General features: G+C 69.0%; 2 protein-coding genes and 1 pseudogene. 2 read left to right on the forward strand and 1 reads right to left on the reverse strand.

Features of this window, described 5'->3' with window-relative positions:
• The first annotated feature begins 17 nt into the window (after positions 1–17).
• A complete protein-coding gene (locus I5I_RS04435; protein ID WP_187289909.1) occupies positions 18–260 on the forward strand; it encodes a hypothetical protein in 243 nt (80 codons plus the stop codon).
• A 49-nt stretch (positions 261–309) separates the two neighbouring features.
• Here I5I_RS04435 and I5I_RS04440 read toward each other — a convergent pair.
• A pseudogene (locus I5I_RS04440) lies at positions 310–1,278 on the reverse strand (molecular chaperone HtpG); the annotation flags it as partial.
• Positions 1,279–1,376: 98 nt separating this feature from the next.
• Here I5I_RS04440 and I5I_RS04445 point away from each other — a divergent pair.
• Complete coding sequence (locus I5I_RS04445; protein ID WP_051039474.1) at positions 1,377–1,742, forward strand: pyridoxamine 5'-phosphate oxidase family protein; 366 nt, start codon at positions 1,377–1,379, stop codon at positions 1,740–1,742.
• The last annotated feature ends 20 nt before the right edge of the window (positions 1,743–1,762 follow it).

Consider the following 1,762-nt stretch of genomic DNA (forward strand, 5'->3'; position numbering starts at 1 on the left):
GAGCGCGCCNGTAGTCGTTGGCCGCACTGAGGGTGACGGTCGACGCCGCTCCGAGGTCGAGCGGTGACCCGCCGGCGGAGCAGACGACATCGGCGAGGAAGCTCGTCGGCGCGTACTGCGCCGCCGGTCCCGTGATCTTCTTGGTGACCGCGATCGAGCCGAAGCGCAGGTGGCTGCCGACGACGGCCGGAGCGATCTTGCGGAACGTGCTCTCGGTGGTCAGCTCGTACTTGACGCCGTACTGGTTCCAGGCGAACTGATCGCTCGCGGGGACGCTCGTCGACGCGCCGTCGGGACGGTCAGCGGCAGGTCGCCGAGCTCTCGCCGCGTCTGCTCGAGGGCATCGTCATCGACGAGCGATTCCCGGCTGGCGGTGGGGTGCAGGCCCTCCGAATCGATCACGGCCCGAGCGAAGAACGCCCAGTCGGGGAGGATGTCGTCGGCCCGCTCGGTCAGCAGCATCCGGTGCAGGTATACCCGCGTGCTCTGCCGGCCCGTCGGGGGAGGGGCATAGGGCAGCACGTAGGCGACCCCGCGGGTCAGGGTGGCGGGCACCGACAGTGCGATGGCATCCAGAGGCTCGGCGCCGATGAGGTCACGGCCGTAGGCGAGACGGGCGTCGCGGTCGTCGGCGAGGAACGGCGGCTCGGTCGTGATCGTCATCTCGCCGCCGGCGGGCAGGTCCACCACGATCGTCACCGGCAGATAGGCCGCGAACGTCTCCGCCAGCTCGCGCACCGTGGCGGTCTCGACCAGCGTCCGTGTCTCCGCGCGGGGGGACAGGTGCACGCTCGTGCCGACGGGAATGTCCTGCGTGCACGGCCCGACGCGGAAGGTGCCGTCGGAGTGACCCACCCACTCCACGGCTTCGCCGGTGACCGCGCTGCGGGAGCGGATGACGATGGTGTCGCAGACCATGAAGCACGACAGCATCCCGATGCCGAACTGCCCGAGGTAGTCCCCGCGCGGCAGATCGAAGATGTCGCGCTTGGAGCTGCGGCCGACGGTGGCGAGCAGGTCGGCGACCTCGGCGGCCGTCAGGCCAACGCCGTCGTCGCGGAGGACGAACTCGTCGGATGCCGCGCTGACGGGTGTGATCCGCACACGCCCGCCCCCGCCGTCGATGCCTCGACGGGCACTGATCGCGTCGACAGCGTTCTGCAGCAGCTCCCGCAGGTACACCCGGGGACCGGAGTAGATGTGTCGGCTGAGCAGGTCGATGACCCCGCGCAGATCGACCTGGAACTGATGGGCGGCGGCGTTCTCGTTCAGCGTCATACCTCGGTGTGGAGCGTCGGGGACCTGTCCAGGCTATTCGAGAATTTTGCCCGGCGCGCAGGCTGGCGATCCGGTCGCGAGCGGAGAATGATGTGGCCATGGACACCTCGGATGCGGTCAGCTTCCTCGATGACCGGCAGTGCTGGCAGCGGCTCGCCGAACAAGAACTCGGGCGCCTGGTGACCCACGTCGGCGCCGTGCTGGACATCTTCCCCGTGAACTACATCGTCGACGGCGACAGTGTGGTGTTCCGCACGGCGGAGGGCAGCAAGTTGACCGAGCTGACGATCAACGACGACGTCCTGTTCGAGGTCGACGAGTACAGCGACACCGACGCGTGGAGCGTCGTGATCCGCGGGCACGCGCAGCGGCTCACGACCGCCGACGAGGTCCGCGCCGCCGACGAGCTGGGTCTTCGGCCCTGGATCCCCACCGTCAAGTACAACTATGTCCGGGGACTCTAGAGGATCCCCGGGACCGAGCT

The organism is Microbacterium sp. B24 (genome assembly GCF_000333415.1).
Classification (GTDB): domain Bacteria; phylum Actinomycetota; class Actinomycetes; order Actinomycetales; family Microbacteriaceae; genus Microbacterium.

Excerpts from the sequence above, each read along its gene's own strand:
- I5I_RS04445 (WP_051039474.1), top strand. The coding sequence starts at position 1,377 with ATGGACACCTCGGATGCGGTCAGCTTCCTCGATGACCGGCAGTGCTGG.